Origin of the sequence: uncultured Nostoc sp. (genome assembly GCF_964245445.1) — a bacterium.
Lineage (GTDB): Bacteria > Cyanobacteriota > Cyanobacteriia > Cyanobacteriales > Nostocaceae > Nostoc.
The window spans coordinates 13,114-37,316 of record NZ_CAXTNE010000021.1 but is presented as its reverse complement, the minus strand read 5'-3'; the positions used below and the strand labels follow the sequence as shown (position 1 = coordinate 37,316).

Here is a 24,203-nt window from a genome sequence, read left to right as displayed (position 1 = left end):
AAAGAGGGATAGATGACACTCAAGCGATTAGTTTTAATTTTTATACTGACGCCGATAGCAGTTCTGTTGGCAGTTTCGGCTTTATTCAGTAGTTGGCAAGAACCTCAGTTTCAAAGTCGCCTAGAACTATACCAAACCAATATTGCTCTACAAGCCCAGGCTTGGCAATCAGAAGATAATAGCGATGACAATCTCAAAGCGGTTCAGGAAGCAATACTTGGTGAGCAACCCCTGGAGGGCGCCACAAAGCAGTATCAAGAGGCGCGTCAATCAGTTGAAGCTAATTTAGACAAAGTTAACAACAAACTTGCACAATTACGCTCTCAACCTGAAATAACTCCCATACCTCCGAAACCTCTACCGGATGTTCCTCCCACTACTAAAACTTCTAAACAGGGACAGCAACAGTTACAGCAGTCCCTCAAGCAATTACAAAAATTACTCGCTGAATTAGACTTGCGCCTGGGAATTTTACAAGCACAGCAAGGACAGACGGATACAGCTCTCAAAACTTGGAGCGAATTACAACAACGCTCAGATATCAATCCAGAATTTGGAGAAACCGCAGCTGTATTAAGTGGACTGTGGAGCAATCCTCCCCGTCTGATCCAAAATTCTCAAGAACGGATTCAAAAGAATTTAGAAGGTTGGTTTCGCTCTACTGCCTTGGTTCAGCTATACCAACTCCAGCAACGACAAGACGCTTTATCAGCAGTTAAAGCTGCACAACAAGAATCTGCTGCTCAAGCAGTAATCAAATTAGCAGTTATTGGCACTATCCCTACCTTGGCAGCTTTAACTGGTTTAATACTGCTGATTTTCTTATTTGCTCAACGCTTGTTGAAAGGAAAAGCCTCGTTACTAGCTCAAAATGCTGATGTCCCTTGGTCAACACCTTGGGATGGTGAAACGATTTTGCAGGTTTTTATCGTCGGCTTTTTCTTCATGGGACAAATTTTTGTCCCTTTATTGCTATCGCTGCTCCCTATCCCTCGTCCTGTGGGTGATGTGCGACTTCAGGCTTTTTATGTTTTAGTTAGTTACTTCCTAGTAGCATCGGGTGCGCTGTTAGTGCTGTATTTTTCTCTCAAGCGCTTTTTTCCATTACCAGAATTTTGGTTTCGCTTCCGTTTTCAAGATAACTGGTTTTTGTGGGGACTGGGAGGCTATTGCGCGGCTTTACCTATAGTTGTAGTAGTATCTTTGATTAATCAACAGCTATGGCAAGGACAGGGTGGTAGTAACCCTTTGTTGCAATTAGCGCTGGAAAGCCAAGATGGTGTAGCACTTGGCATATTTTTCTCCACAGCAGCGATCGCAGCTCCATTTTTTGAAGAAATTCTGTTTCGCGGCTTTTTGTTACCCTCTCTGACTCGCTACTTACCCGTGTGGGGAGCGATTCTTACAAGTGGTTTGTTGTTTGCGATCGCTCACCTCAGCTTGTCGGAAATTCTTCCCCTCACTGCATTGGGGATTGTCTTAGGGATTGTTTACACGCGATCGCGCAACCTCCTTGCTCCTATGCTCCTCCACAGCCTCTGGAATAGTGGTACATTATTAAGCTTATTCGTTTTAGGTAGCAATTAATACTAAATTATTACTGTTGCAAAAAAAATAAATATCTGATTTTATCTGCATATGTAAGAACAATTTACTAGTTATATCTCATTATTGGTGCGATGGCGTTTCATGCCCCGTGGAAGCGATGTCTACTACAGGCTACGCCTATGCAAAAAAATCCGGAAATAATACTGATGGACTTGTAAAAAGTGGTGTAGCAGTTTTCGCTCATTCTTGAGGTTCATTCCTCTCAAGATAAATGTCTTACTTAAAAATCTGCAAAATGCCGCACCAGGGTTTGCGATCGTCAAATCTACCAAAAGTTATTAAGGAGCGCCAGATTTTCCGGCATAGCCGGAAGATATTTTAGTGTACCCTCTGGAATAGAAGTATGCTAATTTTGGTTATTTATCTTGGGGCTTACTTGTACCTAAAAAATGAAAAATATATGTATTAAGCAAGTAAATGTATTTGCTTTGATTACAATAAAGACTTTATTTTTATACCTCACTTATCAAGGAGCAGCGCTATGTCAAATCTCAACCCCAGTCACCCTACCAAACAACTTCTAGCTGGTTACTGTGCCATTATCCTTGGAGGATTTGGGGTTCATAAATTTATTTTAGGATACGCTCTAGAAGGCTTTATCATGTTAGTGATTTCTGTAGTCGGAGGTTCTTTCACCTACGGAATTGCCTTGTTAATTATGCTACTTATAGGTTTAATTGAAGGCATGATTTATTTGAATAAGCCTCCTGAAGAATTTGTAAATACCTACTTTGTAAATAAGCAGGGCTGGTTCTAGTGCAAGAATGCAGTTCATGCTTAGAGGCAGGATTATATTTCTTTTTATAAGAAGAATTTAGAACTAAGAAGCGGAGCCGGAGACGCTCCGCCTCCGGTCAGAATTCAGCATGAATTCTGTATGAGTGGGTGATAGCGTAGCCTCTTCTCTTCTTAGGCTGCGCCAACGAGTCCGCGTCCCTTGCGCGTCTGGTGAGAGCGTCTGAATATTGGTTAAAACCGTACTTCTCTACGAGACGCTACCGCGAACGTCCTGCTACGCGCTTTCGCCCCTGGTGGGTAAAACTAGTATTAAATATTTTCGCTTAAACTTCTATCCCTTTATGGGTAGAGAATTTTGTATTCTGACTACTGATTTATTGATATGCTCATTTTCAAACCTAAACAGCTTAACTGGGCAATATTCTTCTTGTTGGGCATAGGGTATTTCAGTGTTATGTCTCATTTGGAAATCAACTATTTCTTAAAAAGCCTGATTGCGATCATGCCAATGCAAGTAGTAGCTATTATTTATGTGACTTATTTACGCTGGAGCCGTCATTGACCCTTAGCAAGATACGATAAATTAAGAAATTTAATAGGTTGACATACAGTCGTAGTTCCATATTTCGCCTACGCTCAAATTAGAGACGCTTTTAGTCAGGCGTTGAATTTCTGTAGCGAATCTAAACACTTGCCATGCAACTTGTCCCAAAAACTAAGCTAGCCCCAGAATTTGACCCAATCCTAGAGAAAATTATTCTCGATGTTGGGGGTATGAAGTGTGCGGGGTGTGTTAATGCAGTAGAGCGACAGCTAACCCAACATCCAGGAGTCAAGAGTGCCTGTGTGAACCTGGCCACAGAGGTAGCAGTTGTAGAGTCAGAAACTGGTGCGGTAGATGCAGATGCACTAGCACAGAGATTAACAGCCGTTGGATTCCCGACTCAACCCCGAAAACCAAATGGCACGGTAGCAGGCGAAATATCTACCTTACCAGACCCAGCAGAACGACAACGCCGAGAAATGCGCTCTTCTGTAAGGCAGTTAGCGATCGCTGCAATCTTGCTGTTATTGTCGGGAAGTGGACATTTTGGTAATCTTGGTAGCTCAGTGCTACCAGTGCTAAATAACATCTGGTTTCACTGTGGACTGGCGACAGTAGCGCTATTAATTCCCGGTCGCCCGATTTTAGTTGATGGCTGGCTCGGCTGGCGGCGAAATGCGCCTAACATGAACACCCTGGTGGGATTGGGAACGCTGACAGCCTACATTGCTAGTTTAATAGCGCTGCTCTTTCCGAAAATGGGTTGGGAGTGCTTCTTTGACGAACCAGTGATGATGCTGGGCTTTATTCTTTTGGGAAGGACATTAGAACAACAAGCTAGAGGTCGCGCTGCTGCCGCATTTAGGAAATTATTAGCACTCCAGCCACAGGTAGCACGATTGATTGCCAATCCAGAGAAAGGAGGAATGGGATCTTCTAGCGTAGAGATTCCTGCTGAACAGGTGCGTGTTGGTGAATGGGTACAAGTGCTGCCAGGTGATAAAATCCCTGTCGATGGTGAAGTGGTGGTTGGTAAAACAACGGTGGATGAATCCATGTTGACTGGGGAAGCCGTGCCAGTGATTAAGCAACCAGGCGATCCGGTGACAGGAGGGACGCTAAACCAGTCAGGAGCGATCGCTATTCAGACAACCCGTACTGGAAGTGATACAACTTTAGCTCGAATTGTTGCCTTAGTAGAAGCCGCCCAAACTCGGAAAGCACCAGTACAGAAATTAGCAGATACAGTAGCTGGTTACTTTACCTATGGAGTGCTGACAGCATCTGTATTAACATTTGTCTTTTGGTACTTTTTCGGTACTCACATCTGGGCTGATGTCAGCATGTCTGGTGGCATGGAAATGATGAGCCACGCTACACATGAAACTCCCCACTCCCCTTTATTAATTAGTTTAAAATTAGCGATCGCAGTTATGGTAGTTGCGTGTCCCTGTGCTTTAGGACTTGCCACACCAACAGCCATTCTTGTCGGGACTGCTATGGGGGCAGAACGGGGTCTGTTAATCAAAGGCGGCGACGTTTTGGAAAAAGTACACCAGTTAAACACCGTAGTCTTTGATAAAACTGGCACTTTGACCACGGGTAATCCCATCGTTACAGATTGTCTGTTAATTGAGGAAATGGAGAGTAAGGAACCCCACTCCCCACTCCCTACTCCCTACTCCCTAATCCAACTAGCAGCGGCCGTAGAAAGCGGTACTCACCACCCCCTAGCAAAAGCGATTCAGCAAGAAGCACAGCAGCAACAGTTATCTATTCCAAAGGCTGTGGACTTTCACACAGAACCAGGACTAGGGATATCTGCTGTGGTAGAGGGCAAAGTTGTACTATTGGGTAACTGGGACTGGTTAAGTTGGCACGGCATTGCTATTAACGAAACTGCACAACAGGTAGCACAGGATCTGGCAACAGATGGTAAAACGGTCGTTTGCGTAGCTGTTGGGGGAGCTTTAGCTGGGTTAATTGCTGTTTCTGATACCCTCAGACCAGATGCCCAATCCACCGTAGACAAATTGCGTCAGATGGGCTTACGGGTAATGTTACTCAGTGGCGATTGCCAAGAAGCAGCTAATGCCATAGCCAAACAACTAGGATTAGATAGTGCTGATGTAATAGCAGGTGTTCCCCCAGCCAAAAAAGCGGCTGCAATACAGTCTCTCCAGAAGGAGGGACTGGGGACTACGGACTGGGGACTAGTAGGAAAAATTCTTCCCAATCCCCATGCCCCTAATCCCCAACGCCAGTCGCCTCAAGTCGGGAAACCCGCCCACAGCGCTGGCTCCTCCGTGGGGACCCCGAGTTCCCCAATCCGTTGTGGCAATGGTAGGAGATGGAATCAACGATGCTCCAGCTTTATCCCAGGCAGATGTAGGAATTGCTTTACACTCCGGGACAGATGTGGCAATGGAAACTGCTGAAATTGTCCTAATGCGCGATCGCTTAAACGATGTCGTCGAATCTATTCAGCTTAGTCGCGCCACTTTCAACAAAATCCGCCAAAATTTATTCTGGGCTTTTGCATATAATACAGTTGGGATACCTTTAGCAGCAGGCGTTTTGTTCCCTAGTCTGGGTTTTGTTCTTAACCCCTCTGGTGCTGCTGCATTAATGGCTTTTAGCTCTGTTAGCGTTGTCACAAACTCAATATTATTACGGCGATTAGCTCATCACCCGTAAAATTTCCTTTCTCTTGTTAAACTGAGTCGCCCTGTCAGCTTTTACGCAGCCCATAAAGCCTCTTGGGACACTTACCAAAGCTATCATAGCTAGTGGAGTAGAACGAATATGTTCTACTCTTTCAAGGTATTATGCAACTTTAAAGTTTATTTAGATCAGCACCACAGACTTATGGTGCCCGAAAATGGCAAGATACGATACTAAAAAAATATTGCTCAATCACAGTTCCACCAATTTGTCAATGGCAGCAGAAACCAATGAAAACCATCTACTGATTATTGAAGACGATCAAGGTCGCAAAGAATTTTCTCTGGAGCACCCCGTCTACTCTATCGGTAGAGATCGTGAGTGTAATATCCGTTTGATGTCGCAGTTTGTCTCCCGCCGCCATGCCACATTAGTGAGATTGCCACGAGATCATAATAGTCATAGCTACTATTACCGGATTGTAGATGGCGATGCCAAAGGCAAGCCTAGTTCCAACGGTTTGATGATTAATGGACGTAAGATACCAGCTCACGATCTCAGAAATGAAGACGAGATCGTTTTTGGCCCTCAAGTACGTGCTATTTATTACCTTTTAAGAAACACTCAGCGTTTGGGACAAACGGATTCGAGTGAGTACGATATTACACTAATAAACCCTGGTATGGCCGAGGATTTAGAGGATGTGGAAGAGTGAATTATAACTACCAATAAAAGCTTGATAATCCCACGACTTCAAGACGTGGGAGTGTCAATTCAATCACCAAAGCTATCCTGCAAGACTTTCAATCAAATGCCAATGGCGGCTACTTTCAATTGACTGCTTGATGACTTCAAACATTTGTCGGCAGTAATTATCTAGTTGGAGTGGTAGTTCTTCATTTTTAATGACAATGCTCATCCGGGTTTCTGTTTCAGTAGATTTTGATTTATCAATTAATACTTCTACTGTGATCAATTTAGGAAAAGGAACATGGCCCGGAACCTCACGAGCGATAATATAATCGCCAGTGTAGTATTGAATATCCAACTGACAGTCCTGTAGAAGTTCTACAAGTAACGGCAACAGATGGTCACTAGGAACAGAAACAGTAAATGAACAGGTATAGCGAGCCATAATAGCCCCACGCCTTGCAACACTCTGTCCATCCTATAATACCGAAGCATCTAAACGAAAAGTGATTCAAAAAGCAAACTTTTTGAGTTTTGAGATCAGGCATTACCGCATATACAGTCACATCTTTTATATCCCCAACGGAAGTGGCGGAAGCTGAAGTTTGATAAAAAACTTTACAATAAAGTTTTGGCTGAGGTAATAAATGAAAGTAGCAATTACTGGAGCAACAGGATTTATCGGTAGTCGTTTGGTACAACGACTCCACGCAAAAAGTCATAAAATAGTAATATTAACTCGGAATAGCACTTTTGCTCAAAAGGTTTTTCCATCTGAGACTTTCCCAAATGTAGAAATTGTTGCCTATACACCAAATACATCTGGTTCTTGGCAAAGTGTCATCGCTAGTTGTGATGGCGTAGTTAATTTGGCAGGAGAACCCATTGGTGAAGGACGCTGGACATCAGAACGCAAACAAGAAATCCTCAATAGCCGGAAGCTAGGTACACAAAAAATAGTTGAAGCAATAGCCAACGCTAACCCCAAACCAAGTGTGTTAATCAACGCTTCGGCTATTGGCTACTACGGCACTAGTGAAACGGCAACCTTTGATGAAACAAGCCTATCTGGTAATGATTTTCTTGCCCAAGTCTGCCAAATCTGGGAAGCACAAGCCAGAAAGGTAAAAGATGTTGGTGTGCGGCTAGTAATTCTGCGTTTAGGGATTGTTCTGGGTAATGGTGGTGCCTTGAATAAAATGATTATGCCTTTCAAACTCTTTGCTGGTGGTCCCATTGGCAGTGGTAGGCAGTGGTTCTCATGGATTCACGTAGACGATTTAGTTAGCCTGATTCTGGAAGCTTTAACTAAACCAGAAATAAAAGGTGTATATAATGGCACTGCCCCTAACCCAGTCAGAATGGCAGATTTAAGCCAAACCTTGGGAGAAGTGATGAATCGCCCTTCTTGGTTGCCTGTTCCTGGTTTGGCGATTGAAGCTCTTTTAGGAGACGGGGCTATGGTAGTTTTAGAAGGTCAGCAAGTCCTTCCCAAGCGCACCGTAGAAACAGGTTTTGAGTACAAATATCCTAATTTGCAATCAGCTTTAACGCAAATTCTTAATTAAAAGGGAGTGGGGAGTGGGGGAAATGATTCCAGCACAAAATAACAAGAGTAGTTTGTTACTCTCTTTAAATTTTATCTGCAACTGTGATCGCACCGCCTCCCCACAAATCGAAAAACTCCACAGCACATTGTTAAAACCACTACTCTATTGCTTCAAAATCAATATTCATTTATAGTGTTGCCTTACTTCGCTTTTTTTACATTTCTTTAGAGACAGGTTCTTAGAAGCTATTTTGTTACAGCTATTAAGAATATTCCCACAACAATAAAAACGTTAACTTACAGCAAAAAAATTCCAATAATAAATGAAATGTTAGGGATGTATGATCCAGAGAAATATAATCCTTAAATTTCGCTAATTGTAGATGACTTCTGTTCGGTATGGGAAAATCGTTTCAATCCTTAGTAGGGATTATGAGCGTGGTTTAGGAGCAGGTCGCTGTGTAGCGGGATGAGGTATTGGGTTGTTATTAATTTTAAAAAACTTTTTAACTGTTGCTAACTTTTCAAAATATTGATCTATATTTCTATTAAAACACTGTCTTGCGGTAGTTCTTATTCCTTTTAAATATCGAGATTTCATGCTTGCATGAAAAAGTGTTTCGTATGCACTAAATGATAAACCCCTATCATTATCGTTGTTGTAACTAATATCGTAAACATAATCCAAGATACGCTCATGTTCTGTATTTGGTTTGTTTTGATTAAAGTAAAGTTGATAAATGTCCTCTTGCTTATAACTAGCGTAAGCTTTTACATAATGAATCGCAGAGTAGAAGCATATTGTAACAGCCCAGTCATTATCTCCTGACTGGGCTGCATTGGTAGCTGCTTTTTCGTTAAGCTGGGCTTGTTCAGTATAAATTTCAGTAGAAGGTTTCGCCACATTAGAAATCAAATACGTTTTCGTTGAAGTCTTCTACTAATTCTGTGTAGAAATACCATCTTTCTTTTGTGGCATCTCTTAAATTAATACAAGTTTCAATAATCAAAGACTGGGCTACTTTCCATAGTGATTCTGAAGATTCACAATTGTTTTTTATTTGAAATGTCACTCTGTGAATATCTCCTCCATTGAAAGTATGTCGTACTCCCTCTACTCCTTCTAGTTCAGAAACTCTTTGTGTGACAGATTCAATTGCTTCAATTAGTTTACTTGATTTTAAACGTGTGGTTTCATTAGCGATTCTTTGCTTCGAGATTCCATGCAACAACGTTACAAATCTTTCAGGTTGGAGACTAAGTGAAGTAAGTGAAGGTATTGTTTTTAATTTTACAGACCCTACCATTCTGCTACCTCTTCCAAGACGCTAGAGAGCGTTGATTGCTGTACTGGTTATATCTATACCTTAATTTACACTAATTCCTTTAAAAAGTCATTCATAAAAGTTACTTTTTGGAATTTTTTTGAAAGTGGATTTTTATTTTATCCTAATCTCGGTCAAGCAAATTCTGACTAATCGGTGTCAAATCGTCGTAGTCACATACCGACATGGGATTGGAAGCGCTTACAGTAGAGCATTCAATTTCAGATTAGCCCACTCAAGAGCGATCGCACCAACTCAGCAACTCACCAACTCCAGTTTTAATATCAGGAAAATTGGCGTAACTTTTGGAATTTCAATTTCTGACCGCGAATAAAATCACCTCATCTAATTGGGTTCCCGCCGCGCTCCCAAAATAAAAAAAGGTTTTGGCAACAAGGGTATGAGGGGAGGAGGCGATGCTAAAGGCGGCAAGCTACGCACCCCCTACCCCGCCATAATTGCCTACAACACATGACACCCCAGAAAATGAATATCACTTCGTTATCTGGGGTTGTTTATTTCAGTAGGATTTTGTTGAATTAAAGCTAATATTTCTTTATGTTCTACAAGTTGCCCTTGATTGAAGAAAAGCCCAGCAGCTTTATGCAAATCTTCTATAGCACCTAATTTGTTTCCCGTTTCCATACGCATCAGCCCTCGGAATTTATAAGCCTTTGCATAATCTGGATAGAGATTAATTGCTTGATTATAATCTTTAAGTGCCTCCTCATACTTTTTCAAATTTGTATAGGCAAAACCTCTGAAAGCATAAGCAGAAATATAATTAGGATTATGTAAGATTGCGCGATTTAAAACTTTGACTGCATATTCATAATTATTCAATTTTATATAAGCAAGACCAAGCTGAAAGTGACCTTGAGGTACTGAAGAATCTAGAAGTACGACTCTTTTATAATCTTCAACAGCACCTTTTATGTCTCCAAGAGCCTCACGGGAAATACCTCTGTTGCTGTGTAATGAGGCTTCATCTGGAGATAAGCGCAGAGCCTGATTATAGTCTTCTACTGCTCTCTTATGATCTCCTAGACCAGCAAATGCTGAACCTCTATGCCCATAAGATATAACATCATTTGGATTTATAGATAAAGCTTGGTTATACGCCTGAATTGCTGCTGCAAAATCACCCCGATGCAATTTGCGATCCCCTTGTTTAGCAGGTGTACCCCCCAAAATTAAATCAAATATTTCTCGCATAAGTGGCTCTCTTGTGTCTACTTAAACATAGAGTACCCATAGTGAGAATGTATTTAGCAGCGTCGTGATTTTTAATTTTGACGGCATCCCCGCCCCGACTGGTGATAGCATCGACAACGCCGCCAAGTCCTTAAGTCGGTTGCGAGTCTAGAGGATTTGTTAAACTACCCAAAAAGTGAGTTGAACCAGAAGCTAAATGAGTCAACAAGAAAAGCAGCGATCGCTCGAATCCGTAAACGTTGGGAGATATTGACTATTCAGCCGAGCAGTCAAATGCAAGAGTGGAACGAACAAGGAGGACTTTGATGGTGATTGGCGATGATTTTTGTGTATGCTTTGTTACGTATAGAATCTCAACATGAGCAATCACTTTCTGCTCTAGAAAGAGCGGTACAAATTATTGCTCATCTGCTGCGCTATTGACTAGATAGAAATTTTCTGGAAACCCAACTGATAATACCACTGAGGATGGCACCGCCCATAAGGATGCCGATCGCTGGGTTAAACACGGGTTGCCACAATTTATGCCACAAATCCAAACCCAAGTTTACTCCTATAGAATCACCGATCGCAGCGATCGCTAACCAGATAAAGCCAAACAAAACCAAAAAAACATCGGCGACTAAAATCGTGTTTAGCCAATTTAATAATTTATCTTTCATGATTGGAATGGGGAATGGGGAGTGGGGAGTGGGGAATGGGAAATGAGGAATGGGGAGTTGGTATTAATAAGAGACTAGGTAGACAAGGAAGAAGACTTATTCAATAATTTCTCCTTGTTTACCGACTCCCGACTCCCGGCTCCCCATCCTCATTCTTCAAACAGCCAATTTTTTACTTTTGTCAAACTCTGCCAATCTGGTTTTCTACTTAAACCATCTTCAATACTAGTTTTTATTTCATCGCGCCATTCTTCGTTGACAAAAATTAGCTGCTGTGCTATATCAATATGTTCTCGTAAACCTTTTTGACCTGTTTCCAGCATTGCTAAGGCCAGATTGACTCTAGCCTGTGGGTCTTGTGGATTTAACTTGACTGCTTTCTGTGCAGCTTTGTAAGCCAAATTGGGTTTGTTATCGAGTAGATATAACCACGCCAAACAAATCCAAGCAGCACTAGTTTTAGGAGCGCGATCGCACACTTCTTTAAACACAGGGATTAAAGAATCTACTGCTTCTCCTGCTTTATAGCGTTCCAAACCTGTATCAAACAGGGATTCAACTGTATTAGTCATTGGTCATTAGTCATTAGTGAGCCAGTGCGGTCTTGGGGGTTTCCCCCATGAGCAACTGGTGCTAGCGTAGCGGTAGCGTTAGCGAGTCATCGAGCGTCGGTACGAGCGTCACCCGAAGGGGCATTAGTCATTTGTCTTTCGTCCAATGACAAGGGACAAATGACAAATGACAATATTACACCCCAAATGACTTGCCGCAACCGCAAGTTTGGTTAGCATTGGGGTTAGTGAATTGAAAGCCACCGCCAATCATGGCATCGCTGTAATCGAGCATTAAACCGTAGAGATATAATAGACTCTTGCGATCGCTGACAATTTTGAAGCCATCATAGTCAAAAACTTCATCCTGTGGGGTGATCTTGCTAGTGTCTTCAAAGTCCATCATGTAAGACATCCCTGAACAGCCACCCTGGCGGACTCCTACCCGTAAGCAGAAATCTGTGCCTTGCCTGTCCCGGAGGGATTTTACCTGGTGCAATGCGGCTTCGCTCAACAGAATTCCGCGTTGTTGAGACTGAATTGCTTGTGTCATCTGCTTTTTTAACTCCTTAATTAGTATAAGCTTTACCTATCTCGGCTGGTTAATGCCTTTGGGTTGCCATTGGTGTTTTTGTATTCATTCTAGCGGCTTAGATGTCGTTAGATGCCAAATTGTAAACACTCCGTCAAAAGTAGCCAAACATTTTTATTCTAGAATTGAGAGACTCAGTGTGTTTAGAGATTCGGTATTTTTGGAGTTCAAGCCTGGCGGCAGTTACCAGAAGCAACTATCTTTCAGGTGCAGCCATAAAAACTTAATCCGAGGCTAGCTATCCCCCAAAGTCTACTTCCAAATTGCTTCTTTTGATTAACTTACTCTATGACAAGTTTTAATCGCTCTACCAGTCGTCGGTTGAAGAAACTAACTCAAATTCCTTCTGTATGGGAGGGCGATCGTCGTCCATTGTCATCACCAAACCAGCATTCAGATGAGGAAAAGGGAGAATGCATTCTTTGGGTAGATTACTCCCAAGGTGTGGTTCGAGGAATGGACGTGGTAGCTTCAGATATCGGCCCAGAAGCAATAGTTCGTACCTTAATGCGAGCAATGGAGCATCCCCACAGTCCGGCAAGACCTGCCAGACCGCAAAGAATTGTAGTCAAAGACCGCGAGATTCAATTTTACCTGCGGGGGGTGCTGCAAGATTTGGATATTGCCATTGACTACGCACCAGAACTGCCTTTAATTGACGAACTGTTTCGCGGGTTCGCTGACATCCTCGATAGTCAAACCCCCGACTTACCTCCACAATATGCACAAATCTTGCGAGAGAAAGCATTTGCAATTTGGCAAGCAGCACCTTGGGAATTTTTGGAAGAACAGCAAATTTTGTCAATCGAGATTAATAAGTGGGATGTTGGCACAATCTATGCCTCAGTCATGGGAATGCTGGGAATGGAGTATGGGATTTTGTTTTATCGCTCAGAAGAGTCTTTAAAACAGTTTCGCGCCGCAGTTTTAACGGATGAAGAATCAACGGAGCATCTAGAAGAAGCGTTCCTTAAGCAAGATTGCTTATTTCTCACCTTTGAGAGTGCTGATGAAACCGATGAAGATGAGGATGAAGAAAGTGATTTGGCGGATCTGCCATTATCAGAAATTGACCCAACCTTTGGTAATATCCACCCCTTAGAAGGACTACGTTCTGTTTTGTATGACGAAGAAGCACTGGTAATCTTCGTTGCGATCGAAAGCCTGAGTCGCTTTATTCGCGATCACCGTCGCCAGCTTCATGAGGACATCTTCCTTCCCCTCAGCCGTCGCTATCGCATTTCTCTGCCGCAGTCAGAAGAATCAACTAAATCTCTGCCTGTTACAGTCTCTACCATGCCACAGTTAGCAGCAGAATTAGAGGAAATGGCAGACTTTGACATCGATGACGAGGAGAGCGAAAACCTTGACTCCCAAAATTTCCAATCATTGCAAGATGACTTGATACCAGAAGATTCCTTCCTCAGCTTAGGTGTGGTGTCCTGGGAAATGTTGGAGTCCTTGCGTAAAGGGGTCAGCTACCATCAGGTTGGTGAAATCAAACAGGTGGGTGACGGTTTGCCGGTAATTTTAATTCAAACTTCCCGCCCCAAGGCTAAGACTGTAATTGAAAGAATTGAAACAACAGGGGGACTGAGAGCGATTTGCTTTAATCCAGGTGCCGATCCCTTCGATGGCGATCGCTACGACCTGGGTTTATTACAAACTCAAAATGGCGAATTATTTTTATTTGGGGAATTTTTAGATGAAGATCCTATTCATGTAGAAGCCCGGAAAAAATGGAATCAGCGATGTAAAAATACTAAGGGCTACTGTGGCTTAATCATTGCTAAAGGACTAACAGGAGCCTCTCGTGGCAATCCTCAGTTACGAGATATGATGGCTTTGTTTGAAGCGCGATCGCTTTCACCTAAAGATTTAGGTATTGGCACTCTTCAACTGATGCCCCAACTTAAATTTGAATAGTTGCACGAATTCCCCCAATCCTCAATCTCAAATTGTAGTTATGAGAAATTAAGTAGGTGGGCGTAATAAACATAAGATCAAACCTCACACTCAATCTCTTTCCTTGCTAAAAAGAGGGAAGCCGGAGGCAGGGTGAGGTTTTATATTTAATTTGACTCACTTACTTACGCAGTTTTCCTTTGCATGAAGTATAAAGCTACGGGTTTTGAGGCAGGAGGTACAAACTCTTTATATCTGATGCGTGAATCCTGCATTTTGTGCCTCACTTCCTTGCAAAGTGCTGTAAGTTGATGGGTATTTGATTCACACATTGACTAAAACTGCATTCGAGAGAAGAAAAAGGGAAAGCTTTATCTTTTAAGGTTAACCATTCTTCTTTTTACCAACTGAGTCCTGAGTGAAGTAAAAAGTACTTAGGATTTTTGCATTTGTATATGCCTCAACCTTTGTGGGGATCTTTTCACAATAAATAATGCGTCCTACAGCAGCCAGAAATTTATGTATGGGGTTCCCCCTGCCCTCTTTCCTCTTTTTAACTCAATACGGTTTAGTTAAGGCAGAAAAATAAATTTGCGTAGGTTGGGTTGAGGAACGTAGCAAGATCACGCAGGGTAACCCAACATTTTCGGGCATTTGTTGGGTTTCACTTCGTACCCCTACGGGGATCTTGCTACAACCCAAGCCTATGGCTTTTTAACTTTTCAAACTTCTGATTTTAAGAAAGCCAAAGATTGAAAAATCCAGAGCGGAGATTTTCTCCGCTCTGGATTTTCCTTTAGCTCAGAGTTCTCTCTAAATTTTGCTACATATCAACAGCAGTAGGTGAACAATAATTAGAAGCTAACTTTACCTCAATTTCATGAAGTAGCTGTATTTTGAAATTTTTCCAGTCATTCTATATAAGTATTAGCTAGTATAAATCAATACAGAGTAAATAAAAAATCTCTGTAAAGTTCTGTTTAATAAAATCTAGGTGACGTACCTAGATATGGAAATATTTTTTTTAACTATTTTCTGAGTTTTCCATCTTGTTATGTATCAATATAATTAAGCAAAATTTCAGAATATATCTTTTTCTTTGTAATTTTTTTATAAAGCATGAGAATGAGTTTATTTAGCCTCTAAATGAAGATTATTTAAAGTGTATAAACAATAGCTATAATAAATACATAAATTAAAAAAACGGAACATACAATTTTTTTTTATGGGTATACTTACTAAATAATAAATGTTTGCAAACCCAAAGTATATTAGCAGTAATTTATTTTTTATATGTGAAAAATTTACTGCCTAAGTTATGGTATATGCAAAATTTGCAAAAAATAATTTGTCTAATCTTTCAATAGATACATACTATGAATGGGAAAAAAAGCACTGAGTCTAAGACAAACTATATCGCTAGAGAGAAGATAAAACACATCTTAGATTGCATCGTATTTTTACGGCAAGTTAGTGTAAAAGCATGAAGCAAAAATAAAATATTGTCATGGGCAACAGTCAACTAACACCATATCTGTTTGGCGAACATCTATCTGTGTAAAATTACAGATAATGCTGTTAAAATTTACCAAATAACTCAGCTATTTACACCCAGAAAACTGAGTATTATACCCTTTTTGGTAGTTACTATTTTGGCGCAAAAAACCAATCAGCTTGATCCAGATAGCCAAAATTCATAAACGTTCAAGTAGCTCTTAACTTCGTGGTTAAAGTAATGGGTTTAGATGGGTGTTTGTTTTAGAGCGAACGCTTATTTGCCTACTTTTAAGTGATTATTCACAACCTCTATAGACGATTATAATCCGCCTGTTAGAAAGCATTTCGGCATGATAATGATTCTGAAGCTTTATTTTATGGTGTTATCTGAGATGTTCTCTCCAAGTGGGTTTGGCAAACTTGGTTAAGAGATAAGGTCAAATACTTCCGATGGAGAATAACTTTGGAAATCTTGATTGAGTCAACAGTAGGTGTCTCAAATTCATTTATAAAATTTCATTGTCAGGCTTTACTCATGATGTTAGTAGCGTTATTATCTTCAGAAGCAACTATGTGGTCTTTATCCTGTCACAATAGTAACAAATAAAGCGTAGTTTTTTATTTTTTTTAGGAAATGATGAATACTTTGACAAAACGAACATTTTTAATATTAATGATATTACTTGTTTCCTGAGACAAATTCTGATAACCTTATCGGTTCCCTCTTTAATTTAAAATATTTCGACGATCTAAATATCCAGCAGATAGCATGATAATGACAAATAAAAAATGGGCTGTTAAACGTATAACCGTCAATCTCGCAACACAGGAAGCGGAAAAGCTAGAAAAATATTGTCAACAAACAGGTAGACCGGCAACCGATGTGATTCGCGAACTGATTAGAAGTTTGCCTGCCTCCGATGACGACAAAGATGTAAACAAGTAAGAAGTTGCTTTTACGGGTTACCAGATAACTGCTTTGTTACCAAAAAATAGCTATGATATTTTTTTGAGTCCGTCGTTATGGACAAGAGTTTGTGTAGCTGATACAGACGCGTTTTTTTCGCGTCTGGTCAATTGCCGGGACTAAAACGAGTGATCAAAAAGATTTTAGTATCGAAATTGCGATGCTTTAATATGCTGGTGGAGTTGATATTAAGTAGCAAATTCCGACACCAACCCAGTTACAATCTGTAAAGAAACTGAAAAGGAACGACGGAATGCGTGTTGCAATCGTAGGTGCGGGACTTGCTGGACTAGCAACCGCAGTAGATTTAACTGATGCTGGTTGTGAAGTAGAGATTTTTGAGTCTCGTCCGTTTGTGGGTGGTAAAGTTGGCAGTTGGGTTGATGGCGATGGCAACCATCTAGAAATGGGTTTGCATGTATTTTTCGGCTGCTACTACCAACTATTTGACTTGATGAAAAAAGTGGGGGTGTTAGAAAACTTACGCCTCAAAGAACATACCCACACTTTTATTAATAAAGGAGGCCGCACTGGTGCTTTGGATTTTCGGTTCCTAACAGGTGCGCCTTTCAATGGCTTAAAGGCATTTTTCACGACCTCTCAACTATCTTTGCAGGATAAACTGCAAAATGCGATCGCTCTGGGTACTAGTCCAATAGTTCGCGGGTTGGTAGACTTTAACGGGGCGATGAAAACCATCCGCAAATTAGATAAAGTTAGCTTTGCTGATTGGTTCCGCAGTCACGGTGGGAGTAATGGCAGCATCAAACGTATGTGGAACCCCATTGCTTACGCACTGGGATTTATTGATTGCGAAAATATGTCTGCCCGTTGTATGTTAACGATATTCCAGTTATTTGCAGTCAGAACTGAAGCCTCTGTTTTGCGGATGCTGGAAGGTTCTCCCCATGAGTATTTGCACAAGCCCATTCTGGAATATTTAGAAGTTAGAGGCACCAAAGTTTATACGCGTCGGCAAGTTCGGGAAATTCAATTTACAGAGTTAGACGAACAAACCCGCGTCACTGGTATAGTAGTTGCCCAAGGTGATACATTAGAAACTATCACTGCTGATGCTTATGTCTTTGCCTGTGATGTTCCAGGAATTCAACGCATCCTACCCCACGAGTGGCGTAAGTGGTCAGAATTTGACAATATCTACAAACTAGATGCAGTGCCAGTGGCTACAGTACAGTTACGCTTCGATGGTTGGGTAACTGAACTGAACGATGGAGAGCAACGTAAACAGCTTTTGCACGCGGCTGGAATTGATAATTTGCTGTACACAGCCGATGCCGACTTTTCTTGTTTTGCCGATTTGGCGTTGACTAGCCCTGCTGATTATTATCGCCCAGGACAGGGTTCATTGTTACAGTTAGTGCTGACACCGGGAGATCCGTTTATTGCACAAAGTAATGAAGCGATCGCACAGCATGTCCTCAAGCAAGTGCATGAACTGTTTCCCTCGTCGCGAGAGCTAAATATGACTTGGTACAGCGTGGTAAAACTTGCTCAGTCTCTCTACCGAGAAGCGCCAGGGATGGATGCATACCGTCCCAACCAAAAGACACCAATAGATAATTTCTTCCTTGCAGGGAGTTATACTCAGCAAGATTACATCGACAGCATGGAAGGTGCTACTATTTCTGGACGGCGGGCGGCAAAAGTGATTTTGGAGAGTTTGAAGAGATAACGTAGACACGCAGTGGCTTGCCGCAGGCTACCGTAAAGGGGAGGCAGCGCGGTCTTGGGGGTTTCCCCATGAACGACTGCCGTCGCAAAGGGCGCGATCGCAAAGCGTCTCGTAGAGAAGGGAGAAAAGAGAATGTCAGATTGGTTAGAGCATACTGTACAGGTAGAAGTAGAAGTTCCTATAGATTTAGTATGGAGCCTCTGGTCTGATTTGGAACAAATGCCCCGGTGGATGAAGTGGATTGATTCGGTGAAAGTTCCGCCAGATAATCCAGATATATCTCTTTGGAAATTAAAGACGGGCAGTCTAGAATTTACTTGGAAATCTCGAATTCTCAAAGTTATTCCCAACCAAATTATCCAATGGGAATCGATTGATGGTTTGCCGAATCAGGGAGCGATTCGCTTTTACGATCGCAACAATAGTAGCATTGTTAAAATGACCATTTCCTACGCTATCCCCGGCATTATTGGCAAAATTATGGATAACTTGTTTTTGGGGCGGATAGTTGAATCGACGATTCAAGCTGATTTGGAAAGGTTTAAAGAATACGCGCTGAATGTTAAAGCTAATTGATATATATGGCAAAAACAGGCAGTAGGAAACAATCTGTAAAAGTTTCTTACTGTCTGATAGGGAAAATATGGATTTTTAAGAGTTGGAGGAGATGCAATCAAGTAGCATTATTAGTTGATCGGGGCTTGTTAAAGCTTAAAACTTTCCAAAATATAGGCTGTTGATTGACAATAAACAGTGAAGTCAACTTAATTAGAGAGATAAACATAACACTATATTTAATCTCTATACATATTAAAACTTGCTTAATCGGTTACTTTTTCAAAACCAATATAACCTTCTAATAATTCTAGCTTAGTGTCTTCAAAGCCTTTATTTTCCAATAGCTTCGTTAGGTTTACATTATCGCTAATACCGTCTAATGGTGAATATCTTTCAGGAAGAATAGTATAAGTATATTTACTATTAGGAAGCTATTTATTTTTTACCAACCCATGTTCTAAACCTACTTCGCTAAAGTTTGTAGTGCTTGAAAACTAAATACGAACAACTCTTGCCATAATTGTCACCTGACTAAATAGTGTTTTATTAATAAAATATTATTTGCCTACTGAAGCACTTGAGAGATGATCACGTTTAATAGTAACAATTACCAAGTTTGATCGCCCGATTTTATAGTTAAGGCACACATTGACAAGCTAATATACAAACTATTTAAGTAAGAAGAATCAGTAATAATACATAAAAATATTATTTAAACAAAAAAAGCTGAGTTCGCGCAAATTGTGCAACATTAATTACCACCTACTAAAGTGCTTAAGCATACCAGGGCGACATTACCAAGTAGGATCGCTAAACAAATTAATCGTCAATTCCTCACGTGGCGGTACTGCGGTGATACAAGCACGGATGATCTCTCCATCCTCTAACTCCACGGTGCAAGCGTGACAAGACCCCATCAGACAACCGATGGGAATTAATACCCCTGCCCGGTCTGCTACATCTAAGAGGGCTTCTCCCACTTCGGCATCTACTGTGACATCATCTGGTAAAAAGCGGACACGAACAATCATCAATGTTACGCATTTAAATTAGTATTGACTCGTAAAAATTATCCTTTGTCATTTGTCATTAGTCCTTTGTAAAGACAAATGACTAATGACAAATGACAGTTTTAAGGAGAAAATGTGCGATTTTTATGCACTTTAGCTTAAGACAAAAACAGACTTAAGTCTAAATGGCTTTCTACTTCAGTGGCTAGGGAGTCCAAAATCTGCTCTCGCTGGTCTCGGTAGTTAGCAACACCTGTGGGCAAAGATTTTAAACCGCGCTGTTGACGGAGGCGATTTAACCAAGCGCGTCGCCAAGGGCCGTTGTCAAAAAGCCCGTGGAGGTAACTTCCCCACACTGATTGACAACTATCCACTAACCCTAAATTAATATCGTCAAATAGGGCATGGTAGGATTGAGGGTCTATACCTTGCTGTTCGATGCGCGATCGCCCTTGGTGAATTTCAAAGCCATTTACTGGCAAGCCCTGTTGCGGATAATTTGAGCTAACTTGGCGCTGGCGGGCGATTTTTTGTCCGGTAATTACAGTTCTGATTGGTAAAAGATTTAACCCCTGATACCTGCCTGCTTGTCCCTCTATCCCTTCTGGATCAGCGATCATTTGTCCGAGCATTTGATACCCACCGCAGATACCTAAAACCGTTCCGCCAGAAGCAGCATAGTGTTGGATAGCTTCTGCCATACCGCTTTTTTGCAGCAGTAGCAAATCAGCAATTGTGGTCTTTGTACCTGGGATAATTACGGCATCAGGATGTCCTAAATCTTGCTTTGGACTGAGATATTTTACTGAAACAGTGCTTTCTGATTCGAGTGGGTCAAAGTCGGTGAAATTGGCAATTCTGGGTAAGCGGATGACGGCAATGTTGAGGTCAGTTTGGCCTTTATGGGATTCACGTTCTAGCAAATCAAGGGAGTCTTCTGCTGGAAAAACTTGTTGTAAGTAGGGTATAACACCAATAACGGGGATACCTGTGCGTTCTTCTAACCATTTTATCCCCGGATCTAGGAGCGATCGCTGTCCTCGGAACTTGTTAATTACTATACCTTTAATTAAGGCGCGTTCATCTGGTTCTAATAACTCTAACGTTCCTACCACATGGGCAAAAGCACCACCCCGATCAATGTCAACTACTAACATCGTTGGCGCATTTAAATGTTTTGCCACCCGCATATTAGTTAAGTCTCGGTGCTTGAGGTTAATCTCTGCTGGACTACCAGCACCTTCACAAACCACCATGTCAAATTCTGTTCCTAAATGCTGTAGCGATTCTTCAATTGTCCGCCACCCTAGTTCAAAATATTGCTCGTAGTAATCTGAGGCACTAACTTTACCAACAGACCTGCCTTTAATAATTACTTGGGAAGTCATATCCCCTTGAGGTTTGAGTAAAATTGGGTTCATTTCTACCCAAGGCACGACTCCTGCCGCCCAAGCTTGCACTGCTTGGGCATAGCCAATCTCTCCACCATTGGCAGTGACATAAGCATTTAAAGCCATATTTTGACCTTTAAAGGGAGCCACTCGCCAGCCACGCCGCGACATAATGCGACAAATAGCTGTAGTTAAAAGTGATTTCCCTGCATGGGATGTTGTCCCCACCACCATAATTGATTTCATAGTTGCTATTAGTTAGTTTTCAGGATACAGGGTGAATTTTTAGAAGTTAACAATTATATGGCAATCCGTCCATCAGTTAAAAAACAGGGGAGCGGGCTTGCCGTAAGCGTAGCCGAACGGGAGTAGAGAACAGGAAAAGAATTCCTGTATAATTTATTTTCCTTGCAAGAGCAGTACCCTTCTCCTCTGCCTTATCTCTTTACGAGTACCATTAGAAATTTCAATTAGATGATTATGGTAAAGACTTCATGAATAGATGTGACGTTTCCGTATATATTGTTCCCTTTGATTCCCTAATCCTAACTTTTTAGTTTTTTATTCTAAAAAGGTATCCGTAACCAACGAATCACAATATCAGATAAACGATCGCGCCATGAAGGTGTCCGCCAATTTTTTCCCTGATATTGTTCTACTAACTGGCGACCCAAAGGAGTGAGGCGAAAACTATCTGTAATCCCCTGACCATCGACTTCTCGGCGTAATACACCCACTTGAATCAGCCAGCCCAAGGCGTTGTCACAGGCTAATTCTGATAAAGGGCGTTTAGTATAGCCCTGCTTGAGGCCATTTTCCAGAGCGATCGCAGTTAATGACACACTCTGGTATCCCATGACTTCAAATAAAGATAAATTGAAGGGCGAACATACTAGCGATCGCTCGGCTCTGTCTACTGTGCTTTGAGGATAGACAAAAATATTTGGGTTTTGGGAATCAACAGCAGGCATTGTGTATGGGTAGTAATTTTTCTTCTGATAAAAATTAATGTAATAATATATTTTTCTTTGTACCAACTATCTGATTTAAGCAAAAATGGGTTACCTAAAGTATAGTTATGCTATTTTTTAGTAATTATATTTAATGATTATAAATTAATGTAAAATTTCAAGTGCATCAACAATCTGAAACAGGAAAGGTTAATTATGCCTCTAGCAGTTGGTACGGATGCACCTGCATTTACCGCTAAAGATACAAAGGGCAATACAGTCTCGCTATCTGATTTTGCCGGGAAGACGGTCGTTTTGTATTTTTACCCCAAGGATGACACGCCAGGCTGCACCAAACAAGCCTGTAGTTTTCGGGATGCCCAGTCTCAATATCAAGGTAAAGATATTGTCATCTTGGGAGTCAGTGCTGATGATGAAGTCTCTCATCAAGCATTCACCCAAAAATATGATTTGAATTTTCCCCTACTGGCTGACACCGACAAATCCCTCATCAAAGCTTTCGATGTGGATGGCGGCGGTTATGCCAAGCGCGTCACCTACGTAATTGACCCCAACGGCAAAATTACCCATGTTGACGCTAATGTAAATACCACAAACCATGCTAGCGATATTTTAGCTGCACTTGGGCTGTAGTTTTTTACCTGATAACTAAGGATTTTTTAAATAGTCTCAGCCCCGAGCCTCTAGAGGCTTGGGGTTCTTTGCTTGAATTCAGTTACCTGATTGTGGTGTAACCGATGGCGGCGTAGCTGATGGTAGTGTAAACGATGGCAAACTGGGGGTTGCTTGCTGTTGTTGACCTCGAATTAGTTTTTGTTGCCTAGCTTTAAAGGCTGCTGCAGCTGAGTCTAGTTGTTCGTTTTGTTGGTTAGAATTCCAGTTGAGAGTCCCGAAATTTGCCCGATGAATCAGGTCAAACATGTTGAAATTGTCTGAGTTTGAACGGGAGAAGGGATCGGTATTTTGGTCTGTTGTACTATTGCTGGGAAAAGCATCGGCTGGGCTGACTTGTTGAGCCGAACTTGGTTGAGCCATCAGCAAGGAAGCAAAGCTAATTCCTGCCACGGTAGCCACAAAGAGTCTAGGAATTTGTAAAAATGATTTTTTCATGGGACTTTGACCCTAAAATTGCTCTATTTTATCTCTTTAAGCAAGAGTTCGCCGTAGTTGGGGTTGAATACTCAGTAAGGCGACAACGGCAAAGCCAAACAATACCAGCAACGCTCCCCCGAAGGTAACATCACCCCAAGGAGCTTGCATGACTACGCTACCTAGTTCCCAACTACTGTGAAGATACAGATAGCGAATGGGTTCGATCGCATAGCTGAGGGGATTCAGGGTAGCCACAACCTGCAACCACTGAGGCATGAAGGATAGAGGAGCCAAAGCAGTACTCGCAAACAATAATGGTAGGTTAGTGACGAAAATCACTGCAATCAATTCAATGTGTCCGGGTAGAACGAAAGCTAAACCGAGGGAGATGGCTGTTACACCCAAAGCTAAGAGGAAAACAATTAGAGTGATCGCAAATAAACCCGTTGCATCTGGTAGTCCAGCCCCAATAAACGCTGCTGCTGCAACAATCACGGCTGCTTGCAGCAAACTTTGGCTGATGATAAAGATTGCTGAAGCAAAGACAATGGAAAACCGTGATGCTAACGGTGCTACCAGCAAACGATTCAAAAAGCCGAACTCGCGGTCAAACATTACAGGCAAACCAGCATTCAGCGCCCCAGCAAACGCTGTAAACACAATTACTCCAGCAGCCAAAAATTGTCCGTAATTTGTCGTACTGCCGAACAATCCCTTCGGTGCATTTTGAAATAATGCACCAAATAACACCAACCACATCACTGGTTGAATAATTCCGGCAACCAACGTGGAGGGACGCCGTTGCAATTGAATAAACAAGCGACGAGTTAAAGCCAACGTCTCTTGTACCAATTCACCGAAAAAGTTAGGTGCAGGATTAGCATCTGCTTGTGGCGATGCTAACGGCTGCCAATTGATATCAGATTTAGGAGTAACGCTCATAGCAATTTTGGATTTTGGATTTTGGATTGGGGTTTAGGG

General features: G+C 41.6%; 23 protein-coding genes and 1 pseudogene. 12 read left to right on the top strand and 12 right to left on the bottom strand.

Annotated features, from left to right (window positions below; genetic code table 11):
* The first annotated feature begins 12 nt into the window (after positions 1-12).
* The 5 genes and pseudogenes from ACFE90_RS06020 (at position 13) to ACFE90_RS06000 (ending at position 6,269) form a co-directional block, all read left to right on the top strand.
* Positions 13-1,587 (top strand): lysostaphin resistance A-like protein, encoded by a 1,575-nt coding sequence (locus tag ACFE90_RS06020; protein WP_375498665.1) that lies wholly within the window; start codon positions 13-15, stop codon positions 1,585-1,587.
* A gap of 502 nt (positions 1,588-2,089) precedes the next feature.
* Positions 2,090-2,365, top strand: a complete 276-nt coding sequence (locus tag ACFE90_RS06015) for a TM2 domain-containing protein (RefSeq protein ID WP_375498663.1) — start codon at positions 2,090-2,092, stop codon at positions 2,363-2,365.
* A 677-nt stretch (positions 2,366-3,042) separates the two neighbouring features.
* The gene (locus ACFE90_RS06010; protein ID WP_375498661.1) at positions 3,043-5,328 is read left to right on the top strand and encodes a heavy metal translocating P-type ATPase; all 2,286 of its coding nucleotides are present in this window, start codon (positions 3,043-3,045) and stop codon (positions 5,326-5,328) included.
* Positions 5,216-5,587 (top strand): annotated as a pseudogene (locus ACFE90_RS06005) (HAD-IC family P-type ATPase); the annotation flags it as partial. The gene ACFE90_RS06010 and the pseudogene ACFE90_RS06005, both read left to right, overlap by 113 nt.
* A gap of 184 nt (positions 5,588-5,771) precedes the next feature.
* Positions 5,772-6,269, top strand: a complete 498-nt coding sequence (locus ACFE90_RS06000) for an FHA domain-containing protein (protein WP_375498659.1) — start codon at positions 5,772-5,774, stop codon at positions 6,267-6,269.
* Between the two features lie 72 nt (positions 6,270-6,341).
* Here the strand turns inward: ACFE90_RS06000 and ACFE90_RS05995 are convergent, their stop codons facing one another.
* Positions 6,342-6,689, bottom strand: a complete 348-nt coding sequence (locus ACFE90_RS05995) for a hypothetical protein (protein ID WP_375498657.1) — start codon at positions 6,687-6,689, stop codon at positions 6,342-6,344.
* A gap of 202 nt (positions 6,690-6,891) precedes the next feature.
* Between ACFE90_RS05995 and ACFE90_RS05990 the strand changes: the two genes are divergently transcribed.
* Complete coding sequence (locus ACFE90_RS05990) at positions 6,892-7,812, top strand: TIGR01777 family oxidoreductase (protein WP_375498655.1); 921 nt, start codon at positions 6,892-6,894, stop codon at positions 7,810-7,812.
* 411 nt (positions 7,813-8,223) lie between these two features.
* Here ACFE90_RS05990 and ACFE90_RS05985 read toward each other — a convergent pair whose 3' ends face one another.
* From ACFE90_RS05985 to ACFE90_RS05975, 3 genes are all read right to left on the bottom strand, one after another.
* Positions 8,224-8,709 carry a hypothetical protein gene (locus ACFE90_RS05985; RefSeq protein ID WP_375498653.1) on the bottom strand — a complete coding sequence of 162 codons (486 nt, stop codon included), beginning with the start codon at positions 8,707-8,709 and terminating at the stop codon, positions 8,224-8,226.
* Positions 8,699-9,100: a hypothetical protein gene (locus ACFE90_RS05980; RefSeq protein ID WP_375498651.1), complete on the bottom strand. Its 402-nt coding sequence runs from the start codon at positions 9,098-9,100 to the stop codon at positions 8,699-8,701. Before ACFE90_RS05980 ends, ACFE90_RS05985 begins: the two co-directional genes overlap by 11 nt.
* Positions 9,101-9,619: 519 nt before the next feature.
* Complete coding sequence (locus ACFE90_RS05975; protein ID WP_375498649.1) at positions 9,620-10,333, bottom strand: tetratricopeptide repeat protein; 714 nt, start codon at positions 10,331-10,333, stop codon at positions 9,620-9,622.
* A 180-nt stretch (positions 10,334-10,513) separates the two neighbouring features.
* On the opposite strand from ACFE90_RS05975, the gene ACFE90_RS05970 reads away from it, so the two are divergent.
* Entirely contained in the window at positions 10,514-10,639 is a 126-nt protein-coding gene (locus ACFE90_RS05970; RefSeq protein ID WP_335149194.1) for a hypothetical protein, read from the top strand.
* Between the two features lie 110 nt (positions 10,640-10,749).
* Here the strand turns inward: ACFE90_RS05970 and ACFE90_RS05965 are convergent, their stop codons facing one another.
* The 3 genes from ACFE90_RS05965 to ACFE90_RS05955 form a co-directional block, all read right to left on the bottom strand.
* Positions 10,750-10,995: a hypothetical protein gene (locus ACFE90_RS05965; protein ID WP_375498647.1), complete on the bottom strand. Its 246-nt coding sequence runs from the start codon at positions 10,993-10,995 to the stop codon at positions 10,750-10,752.
* 149 nt (positions 10,996-11,144) lie between these two features.
* A complete protein-coding gene (locus ACFE90_RS05960) occupies positions 11,145-11,567 on the bottom strand; it encodes a tetratricopeptide repeat protein (RefSeq protein WP_375498645.1) in 423 nt (140 codons plus the stop codon).
* Between the two features lie 175 nt (positions 11,568-11,742).
* The gene (locus ACFE90_RS05955) at positions 11,743-12,099 is read right to left on the bottom strand and encodes an iron-sulfur cluster assembly accessory protein (protein WP_118161636.1); all 357 of its coding nucleotides are present in this window, start codon (positions 12,097-12,099) and stop codon (positions 11,743-11,745) included.
* A 327-nt stretch (positions 12,100-12,426) separates the two neighbouring features.
* Here ACFE90_RS05955 and ACFE90_RS05950 point away from each other — a divergent pair, with 327 nt between their 5' ends.
* The 4 genes from ACFE90_RS05950 to ACFE90_RS05935 all read left to right on the top strand — a co-directional run bounded on the left by ACFE90_RS05950 (position 12,427) and on the right by ACFE90_RS05935 (position 18,776).
* A complete protein-coding gene (locus tag ACFE90_RS05950; protein ID WP_375498643.1) occupies positions 12,427-14,064 on the top strand; it encodes a DUF6930 domain-containing protein in 1,638 nt (545 codons plus the stop codon).
* Between the two features lie 2,245 nt (positions 14,065-16,309).
* Entirely contained in the window at positions 16,310-16,486 is a 177-nt protein-coding gene (locus ACFE90_RS05945; protein ID WP_229552760.1) for a CopG family transcriptional regulator, read from the top strand.
* Between the two features lie 274 nt (positions 16,487-16,760).
* A complete protein-coding gene (gene zds, locus ACFE90_RS05940) occupies positions 16,761-18,200 on the top strand; it encodes a 9,9'-di-cis-zeta-carotene desaturase (RefSeq protein WP_375498641.1) in 1,440 nt (479 codons plus the stop codon).
* Between the two features lie 132 nt (positions 18,201-18,332).
* A complete protein-coding gene (locus ACFE90_RS05935; protein ID WP_375498639.1) occupies positions 18,333-18,776 on the top strand; it encodes an SRPBCC family protein in 444 nt (147 codons plus the stop codon).
* Positions 18,777-19,552: 776 nt separating this feature from the next.
* Here the strand turns inward: ACFE90_RS05935 and ACFE90_RS05930 are convergent.
* The 3 genes from ACFE90_RS05930 to ACFE90_RS05920 form a co-directional block, all read right to left on the bottom strand.
* A complete protein-coding gene (locus tag ACFE90_RS05930; protein WP_375498637.1) occupies positions 19,553-19,789 on the bottom strand; it encodes a 2Fe-2S iron-sulfur cluster-binding protein in 237 nt (78 codons plus the stop codon).
* A 137-nt stretch (positions 19,790-19,926) separates the two neighbouring features.
* Positions 19,927-21,405 carry a cobyric acid synthase CobQ gene (gene cobQ / locus ACFE90_RS05925; protein WP_375498636.1) on the bottom strand — a complete coding sequence of 493 codons (1,479 nt, stop codon included), beginning with the start codon at positions 21,403-21,405 and terminating at the stop codon, positions 19,927-19,929.
* A 320-nt stretch (positions 21,406-21,725) separates the two neighbouring features.
* Positions 21,726-22,130, bottom strand: coding sequence for an Npun_F0494 family protein (locus ACFE90_RS05920; protein ID WP_375498634.1), 405 nt, complete (start codon positions 22,128-22,130; stop codon positions 21,726-21,728).
* Positions 22,131-22,325: 195 nt separating this feature from the next.
* Here ACFE90_RS05920 and ACFE90_RS05915 point away from each other — a divergent pair, with 195 nt between their 5' ends.
* Positions 22,326-22,763, top strand: a complete 438-nt coding sequence (locus tag ACFE90_RS05915; RefSeq protein WP_375498632.1) for a peroxiredoxin — start codon at positions 22,326-22,328, stop codon at positions 22,761-22,763.
* A gap of 78 nt (positions 22,764-22,841) precedes the next feature.
* On the opposite strand, the gene ACFE90_RS05910 is transcribed toward ACFE90_RS05915, so the two are convergent.
* Together ACFE90_RS05910 and ACFE90_RS05905 are read right to left on the bottom strand one after the other, a co-directional pair.
* Entirely contained in the window at positions 22,842-23,240 is a 399-nt protein-coding gene (locus ACFE90_RS05910) for a hypothetical protein (RefSeq protein ID WP_375498630.1), read from the bottom strand.
* Between the two features lie 36 nt (positions 23,241-23,276).
* Positions 23,277-24,164 (bottom strand): ABC transporter permease, encoded by an 888-nt coding sequence (locus tag ACFE90_RS05905; protein ID WP_375498628.1) that lies wholly within the window; start codon positions 24,162-24,164, stop codon positions 23,277-23,279.
* Positions 24,165-24,203 lie beyond the last annotated feature (39 nt).

Coding starts and splice junctions, on each gene's coding strand:
- ACFE90_RS05955 (WP_118161636.1), bottom strand. CDS start 12,099: ATGACACAAGCAATTCAGTCTCAACAACGCGGAATTCTGTTGAGCGAA.
- ACFE90_RS05975 (WP_375498649.1), bottom strand. CDS start 10,333: ATGCGAGAAATATTTGATTTAATTTTGGGGGGTACACCTGCTAAACAA.
- ACFE90_RS05990 (WP_375498655.1), top strand. CDS start 6,892: ATGAAAGTAGCAATTACTGGAGCAACAGGATTTATCGGTAGTCGTTTG.
- ACFE90_RS05920 (WP_375498634.1), bottom strand. CDS start 22,130: ATGCCTGCTGTTGATTCCCAAAACCCAAATATTTTTGTCTATCCTCAA.
- ACFE90_RS05950 (WP_375498643.1), top strand. CDS start 12,427: ATGACAAGTTTTAATCGCTCTACCAGTCGTCGGTTGAAGAAACTAACT.
- ACFE90_RS05905 (WP_375498628.1), bottom strand. CDS start 24,164: ATGAGCGTTACTCCTAAATCTGATATCAATTGGCAGCCGTTAGCATCG.
- ACFE90_RS06020 (WP_375498665.1), top strand. CDS start 13: ATGACACTCAAGCGATTAGTTTTAATTTTTATACTGACGCCGATAGCA.
- ACFE90_RS05965 (WP_375498647.1), bottom strand. CDS start 10,995: ATGAAAGATAAATTATTAAATTGGCTAAACACGATTTTAGTCGCCGAT.
- ACFE90_RS05935 (WP_375498639.1), top strand. CDS start 18,333: ATGTCAGATTGGTTAGAGCATACTGTACAGGTAGAAGTAGAAGTTCCT.
- zds (WP_375498641.1), top strand. CDS start 16,761: ATGCGTGTTGCAATCGTAGGTGCGGGACTTGCTGGACTAGCAACCGCA.
- ACFE90_RS05960 (WP_375498645.1), bottom strand. CDS start 11,567: ATGACTAATACAGTTGAATCCCTGTTTGATACAGGTTTGGAACGCTAT.
- ACFE90_RS05980 (WP_375498651.1), bottom strand. CDS start 9,100: ATGGTAGGGTCTGTAAAATTAAAAACAATACCTTCACTTACTTCACTT.
- ACFE90_RS06010 (WP_375498661.1), top strand. CDS start 3,043: ATGCAACTTGTCCCAAAAACTAAGCTAGCCCCAGAATTTGACCCAATC.
- ACFE90_RS05930 (WP_375498637.1), bottom strand. CDS start 19,789: ATGATTGTTCGTGTCCGCTTTTTACCAGATGATGTCACAGTAGATGCC.
- ACFE90_RS06015 (WP_375498663.1), top strand. CDS start 2,090: ATGTCAAATCTCAACCCCAGTCACCCTACCAAACAACTTCTAGCTGGT.
- ACFE90_RS06000 (WP_375498659.1), top strand. CDS start 5,772: ATGGCAAGATACGATACTAAAAAAATATTGCTCAATCACAGTTCCACC.
- ACFE90_RS05915 (WP_375498632.1), top strand. CDS start 22,326: ATGCCTCTAGCAGTTGGTACGGATGCACCTGCATTTACCGCTAAAGAT.
- ACFE90_RS05945 (WP_229552760.1), top strand. CDS start 16,310: ATGATAATGACAAATAAAAAATGGGCTGTTAAACGTATAACCGTCAAT.
- ACFE90_RS05995 (WP_375498657.1), bottom strand. CDS start 6,689: ATGGCTCGCTATACCTGTTCATTTACTGTTTCTGTTCCTAGTGACCAT.
- cobQ (WP_375498636.1), bottom strand. CDS start 21,405: ATGAAATCAATTATGGTGGTGGGGACAACATCCCATGCAGGGAAATCA.
- ACFE90_RS05910 (WP_375498630.1), bottom strand. CDS start 23,240: ATGAAAAAATCATTTTTACAAATTCCTAGACTCTTTGTGGCTACCGTG.